The 6,271-nt window shown below is 47.2% G+C and carries 5 protein-coding genes; 4 read left to right on the top strand and 1 reads right to left on the bottom strand.

Features of this window, described 5'->3' with window-relative positions:
• The first annotated feature begins 494 nt into the window (after positions 1–494).
• Positions 495–1,010 carry a hypothetical protein gene (locus ACSHX2_RS15085; RefSeq protein ID WP_435693786.1) on the top strand — a complete coding sequence of 172 codons (516 nt, stop codon included), beginning with the start codon at positions 495–497 and terminating at the stop codon, positions 1,008–1,010.
• A gap of 8 nt (positions 1,011–1,018) precedes the next feature.
• Positions 1,019–2,047 carry a M23 family metallopeptidase gene (locus ACSHX2_RS15080; protein WP_435693785.1) on the top strand — a complete coding sequence of 343 codons (1,029 nt, stop codon included), beginning with the start codon at positions 1,019–1,021 and terminating at the stop codon, positions 2,045–2,047.
• Between the two features lie 173 nt (positions 2,048–2,220).
• Here the strand turns inward: ACSHX2_RS15080 and ACSHX2_RS15075 are convergent, their stop codons facing one another.
• Positions 2,221–2,895: a PEP-CTERM sorting domain-containing protein gene (locus ACSHX2_RS15075; RefSeq protein ID WP_435693784.1), complete on the bottom strand. Its 675-nt coding sequence runs from the start codon at positions 2,893–2,895 to the stop codon at positions 2,221–2,223.
• 226 nt (positions 2,896–3,121) lie between these two features.
• Here ACSHX2_RS15075 and ACSHX2_RS15070 point away from each other — a divergent pair, with 226 nt between their 5' ends.
• Both ACSHX2_RS15070 and ACSHX2_RS15065 read left to right on the top strand, forming a co-directional pair.
• The gene (locus tag ACSHX2_RS15070; RefSeq protein WP_435693783.1) at positions 3,122–5,101 is read left to right on the top strand and encodes a histidine kinase; all 1,980 of its coding nucleotides are present in this window, start codon (positions 3,122–3,124) and stop codon (positions 5,099–5,101) included.
• Positions 5,102–5,152: 51 nt separating this feature from the next.
• A complete protein-coding gene (locus tag ACSHX2_RS15065) occupies positions 5,153–5,806 on the top strand; it encodes a response regulator (RefSeq protein WP_435693782.1) in 654 nt (217 codons plus the stop codon).
• Positions 5,807–6,271 lie beyond the last annotated feature (465 nt).

The following is a 6,271-nucleotide window of genomic DNA, read 5'->3' as shown; positions in this document are numbered from 1 at the left end:
AGGCGTGACGAAGGAGCGGTGCGAGCACCGTAACTGAGGAATAACGCAGATTCAACAGGATAGCGCCCAGCCTTCACCTCTTCCGCAACGCGCTATTCCCCAAGCTTCATTAAAATCACATTTGTCTCTTTTGGAACTCAGTTTGGTATAACAACTGTATTAAGGGCTCCTCCGGCAACTGGCGTTATTGGTGCTGGAGAGGATTTTAAGCGAGGTAAGGCGTAATGAATGAGCGGATTTATATCCGTGAATGAAGAGCAACGACTCATTGCGCAGAAAGACTTGTCAGCCCGAAGGGTGCATCTCATTTTAAAATGAGCTAGGCTCACAAATGATGAAAATAAATAACCTGCGCACCAGAACGGGAGTTACCGGAGGGGCCCTAAAGTCAAAACCGGAACGATCTACATATCGAGGAGCCAAATACCCATTACGCTATTATCCAGAAAATTTCCTTCACAGGTCTCCATCAATAGAGCACTTTGATCCGCAGTATGCGCCTACTTTGTATCTCCATTCTTACGCTCTGCCTGAGTTCTTTTCTCTTCGCAAAAGGCAAGAAGCAACCACCAGTCACAATCACATTCCACACAGAGGCGACCGACCTAGAATCGAAGAAACTCACATTTGAAGTCGACACCCCTAAGGGCAAACGATTCATGAGTAAGTCACCCTTCATCATGACCAGTGACATCGTCGGCTATAATACTTTTCCATCACCGCACAACCCAGAGTTTTTTGGCTGCTCGTTTCAGCTCAACCGTGCTGGAGCTAGTCGATTGAAAATGACTTCGGGCCAATACGCAGGGAAATGGATCATGTGCACTATCAATGGCCAAGTAATCGACATGCTCTATATCGACCGCCAAATAGATGGCCGAGTCCTAACGGTCTGGCGCGGGATAGACCCTGCCATGGCTGAGCTCATTGACAACGTAGTTCCACGGATTGGCGAAACACCAGAAGCTTGGAAAGTGCGTAAGAAGGCTGAGGCAAAAGCTAAGAAATAGATTCTAGCATGAAGCTCATCCCATTTCTCAGCTCTATTCTTGTCAGCTATTCACTCCAAGCTGCAAGCCCACTCGCTCTCAAACTCCCTACAGAGAACGAATACATCTTCAGCAAGACTCCCGAAAAGTTTTACATGTACACCTATCGGAATTTCGAAGGTGCCGACTCTCACCCGTGGACAGCCGGAAAATACGGTTATGTAAGAACTCTACGCCGAACAGACGAAGGAGTCATTGCCACTAAATTTCACGAAGGCATCGACATCCGCCCCATCAAGCGCGACCGCTACAACCGTCCGCTAGACATTGTAAATTCCATTGCAGAGGGAACTGTCGTCTATGTCAATGCACACAGCGGAAACTCCAATTACGGAAACTACGTAGTCGTAGCACACGATTGGGGCAGCGGCACATTCTACAGCCTCTATGCCCACCTCGCATCAGTGTCCGCTAAAGTAGGGCAAAAGCTTTCAGCGGGCTCACCTCTTGGAATAATGGGCTATACGGGTGCTGGTATAAACCGTGAAAGATCTCACCTTCATCTAGAACTCGGAGTCATGGCCAACCAAGACTTTTCAAAATGGCATGGAGCGTACTTCAGCTCCCCTAACAACCACGGGAACTACAATGGGCTCAATATGAATGGGCTAAATATTGCCGAGCTCTTCATTCGCCAGCAGAACAACCCGAACCTCACAATCACTCAATTCATTGAAAAGGTTCCTACCTACTTCAAAGTGACCATCCCTCGTCACCGCGAGCTCGATCTAGCAAAACGCTACCCCTGGATTCGCAAAGGCAACCATGAACTCATGACCCCCGCTTGGGAGATTAGCTTCGCTAGTTCAGGCTTCCCACTCGCAATCACCCCTAGCAATCGCGCAGTCGTCAAACCCACAGTGACCTACGTCACACCGACTAAGTCCGACCATAAATACCATACCAAAGGCATTATTAGCGGCACAGGCAAACAAGCCACCCTCACCAGCCTAGGCCAACGCGTTATGTCTCTCATGACCTCTAGCTTCCTCGATTAGGCCCTTTCACCGTTTTAGCAAATACGCTCCCTACTGAACTATATTCCAGCCGCACACTTCGCACTTGAGCCATACTCAGAAATAACCCATAGCTAACGAGCTGGATGGGCAAAAAAAACGTGAGGAAAGTCTATTCGACCCTCCTCACGCTTAAAATTGATAAGCTATTCAGCTTACTTGCGACGACGCAAGATCAATGCAAGGCCACCAAGACCAAGAAGCGCTGTGCTTGATGGTTCTGGAACTGCTGCTGTTGTATAAGAAACTTCAAGACCATTGACATTCCAACGGTTGTTAGATTGACCACTGTCAACAGCGAGGGTGAGACTATCACCAGAACCTGAGCCAAAACCAGTGAGTGCAAATGTACCAGTACCAATATTGCCACTATTCAAATTCTGATTAGTTGTGCTACCACCAAAGGTGACATTGGCTCCATCATTATTATTACCACCTGCCCCTATTGAAAAGGAAGAGAAAGTGAGGTCAGAAAAATCCGCAATCGTGAAACCACTACCATTTGCTTGGAAGTTAGTGAATGTAAGATTCGAGAAGGTGATTGCTTCACCGTCGTTACCCTCAAGGGTGTTGTAGTGAGCTGAGATATCCGTGTCAGAACCAACACCATATGCAGCACCTGTTGAACCTACAAATGGATTAGCTCCATTTGCAACTGAACTAAGAGTGTAGGAGACATCAAATGTTGCACCGAGAAAAGATGCTGAAGTAGATACTACTGTACCATCTGCGTTTTGGGCAGCAGCAGCAAAGTCTAGTTGGAGAGTCGCTGCTTGCGCTGCGCCTGCTAAGATCAAACCTGCACTGAGTGTGTAGAGAGTTTTTTTCATGTTATTTTTGCTTTTATGTTTAAGACAATGAACTTTTCGGAGGGAAATTGTGTTCGCCCTAAATTCACCTTCTAGTTTATTACACATATAAACAAACTTTGCCTATCGCACGAATGTGCGATGCAGTGAAAGCGGCACGAAAACGAATCTGCTTTTATTCATCTCGCGCTCCGACTAATTTCTGTCAACGGATCCGTCCGTATAACCCATACAGAAGTAAGACAACGTGTTCCGACGCTCCATCATTTACCTGCTTTTCCTGCTAGCCTCCCTCTTTCAGACAGTTATAGCCACACCTAAGGCCTCCAGCAGCGAACCCTCTGTTTCTGAACTCGAGCAATGCTTGGAATCGATCGATGCTGAAATCAAGCAATTAGCCAGCTACAGCCTACGCAGTGGCTCCGGCACAGTGGGTTATCAATCCCTTGCCCACAAGACACCCCATCACAATGAGAGAATCCGCATTGATCTAGGAGCCGAATACCCCATTGATCAAGTTGTCCTAGTACCCACAATAAGGCGTGACCCAAACACCGGCCTACAAGCCGATGGATTTCCCTTAGCCTTCCGTATTCTCGCCGGCACGGCAGGCAGCTCCACCGTCGTTGCTAGTTTTACAGAACAAGACAACTTACTACCGCGCATCGCCCCCTTAGTGATATCTATCCCACCGATTGGAGCCACCTGGATAGCACTAGAAGCAAGCTGCCTCTCTACACGTGGCTGGGACCAATTCTACGTCCTCCAGCTCTCTGAAATAATGGTCTTCAGCGGCTTTGAAAATGTCGCTTTGAATAAGCCAGTCACAGCTAAATCAAGAACGCGTAACCAAAACGCCCGCGCCCCTCAGTTCCTTGTAGACGGCTTTGTGCCCTACCTCATGGATTCTTCCATTAATACGAAAAGCAAACCCGTCACTTTCCACACCAATGACCAAACTCAAAACCTGTTCTTGACTATTGATTTGGAGAAAACGCAACAAATCAGTCAGATCAATCTACACATGACTGATCTTAATCACACAATACCAGAGGCGACGCTCAGTGACCACGCAGTCCCACGCAGGATACGTGCAATAGCCTCCAATCAACCAGATTTTAAAGAGCAAACCGTCCTTTTCGAGTCTCGCCAAAACTCCATCTACGATATCGGCCCCATCCTAATGCGCTGCTTTCCCGAAATAGCATGCCGCTACGTGCAGATTCAGATCCTAGAATTTCAACCAAATATTCACAATCCAGGTCATGACTTCTCAGCTGGATTCGCTGAGATCGAAATCCTATCAAAAGGACAAAACGTCGCGCTCAATAAACCAATCACTGACCCAGATAAACTTAAACAGCCTAAGAGACTCAAAAGACTGACGGATGGATCTAACTACCTAGGTGAAATCTTGACCTCCCGCGACTGGATGACTCAGCTTGCGAAGCGGCACGACCTCCAAACTGAACGTCCACTAATAGCAGCAAGACTCAACGAACTCTACACTCTCCAGAAAAATAAACTCCGACGCATGTACTGGATCGCTATCCTCCTCGCGTTCAGTATTGCTTTAACGATCATTCTCGTGCGCATCATTCACCGCAAAAAATTAGATAATATGCGCACCCGCTTTGCTGCCGACCTACATGACGAACTCGGAGCAAATCTCCACGCCATTGGACTACTGGGAGATCTAGCCAAAGAAGCAGTCCATTCCCCTGATGATTTAATCGATACCGTCAACGAAATCCGCGCCCTCACCGAGCGCACAGGTAAGGCTGCTCGCTACTGCGCAGATATTTATGAAGCTCAGCTCTGCGACAATCTAAAAATAGATATGCAGCGAACCGCTCAGCGTATTCTTGCTGATATAGAATACGACCTCACCATTGAAGGTGATGTTCTACTACAGCAGCTTAAACCACGCACCCGAGCCGACCTCTTTCTATTCTATAAAGAAAGCTTAGTAAATGTCAGCCGACATTCAGACGCCAACCATTGCACCATTCGGTGCGTTGCCACAGAAAAAGAAGTACTCCTAAGTATCTGTGATAATGGGATAGGCATGCATGGAACAGCTAAGGATAGAATACCCAACTCACTCCAGCGGCGCGCTCGACTCCTTAAAGCTAAAATAAGTCTCGAAAGCCCATCTCAAGGGGGAACTAAAATCACCCTACTATTGTACCGCAAGCTAAGCCTTGCTAAGCTAAAAAACCGCTAGGCTGCAACCCTACAGTTATCGACCTTTCTTCCCCCATAAAATAATTACGCTATGAAAACCCCGATCACTATCATGCTCGTTGAGGATAACCCGGAATACCGGAAAGTTCTTAAAGTTGCTATAGATCGAAGCCAAAACATGGAGCTCATCGGCACAGTAGGCACTGCAGAACGCGCCATTCTCAAGCTTGAACCATCGGCAGATCAGCTAGCGCCTGACGTCATCCTACTCGATCTCTCATTACCTGGCATGTCTGGCTTAGAGGCCATTCCTAAGCTCAAGGAGAACGCCCCTAACTCGAAGATTATTATTATCACCCAATCAGATAGCGAAACTGACGTCCTTCATGCGATCACTCTTGGCATCTCCGGCTATCTATTTAAATCCTCTACAATCCTGCAGATTAAGGAGGGAATCGAAATAGTGATGAATGGCGGAGCGTCGCTTGATCCTGCTGCAGCAAAATTCATACTAAACACTCTCCAGAAAAAAAACAAAATTGAGCTAACGGACATTCCTCTGACAGAACGTGAGCATGAAATCCTAGGACTCCTTAGCGAAGGGTTTTCAAAAAAGGAAATTGGCACCAAGCTCGACATCAGCTTTTTCACCGTCTCCACTCACATTCGTCACATCTACCAAAAGCTCAATGTCCCCAATGCTCCCGCAGCAGTAGCCACAGCACTCCGTAAAGGCTGGCTCTAGTAACTTGTTGTTAAATAGTGTCGTCAGCAACACAGTACTTTTCTAGAAATCCAGCAGTTATACCATTTGAGCAGTTAGATTGGTGTCATGGTGCTGGAGATCATGGATTCTGACAAGGCGCGAGGAGGGAGGCTAGCAAGCTGGCTAACCGACGAGTAACGACCATAGAATCAATGACATCTCGCACTCAACTCAATTTCAGCTCAGTTGACAAATCTCAATAAAAATCAACTCACCATTACTCCAAGATAACCGGGAGAATGGTATTAGTGGTCTCTATACCGCAGTTGCCTCGCGGGCTTCTCGCTTTAGGAGTGCGGCAAAACCCTACGACCAATCTTACTATCAACGTGTGAAGCCTGACTATAAAAAATCCTGTAGGGATCTGCGAACCTAGCCCAATGGTTGAGCCGAAGGCGATGCCTTGGGATCAGATTCTGTAGTACTCAACAACGCTGTAAGCAT

Origin of the sequence: Rubritalea sp., assembly GCF_051252225.1 — a bacterium.
Classification (GTDB): Bacteria; Verrucomicrobiota; Verrucomicrobiia; order Verrucomicrobiales; family Akkermansiaceae; genus Rubritalea.
Note: the sequence above shows the minus strand (reverse complement) of the source record. Positions and strands in the feature narration are given on the sequence as shown.

What these genes read in the sequence shown, in the direction of transcription:
- ACSHX2_RS15065 (WP_435693782.1), top strand. Translation starts at nt 5,153, where the DNA reads ATGAAAACCCCGATCACTATCATGCTCGTTGAGGATAACCCGGAATAC.
- ACSHX2_RS15075 (WP_435693784.1), bottom strand. Translation starts at nt 2,895, where the DNA reads ATGAAAAAAACTCTCTACACACTCAGTGCAGGTTTGATCTTAGCAGGC.
- ACSHX2_RS15085 (WP_435693786.1), top strand. Translation starts at nt 495, where the DNA reads ATGCGCCTACTTTGTATCTCCATTCTTACGCTCTGCCTGAGTTCTTTT.
- ACSHX2_RS15080 (WP_435693785.1), top strand. Translation starts at nt 1,019, where the DNA reads ATGAAGCTCATCCCATTTCTCAGCTCTATTCTTGTCAGCTATTCACTC.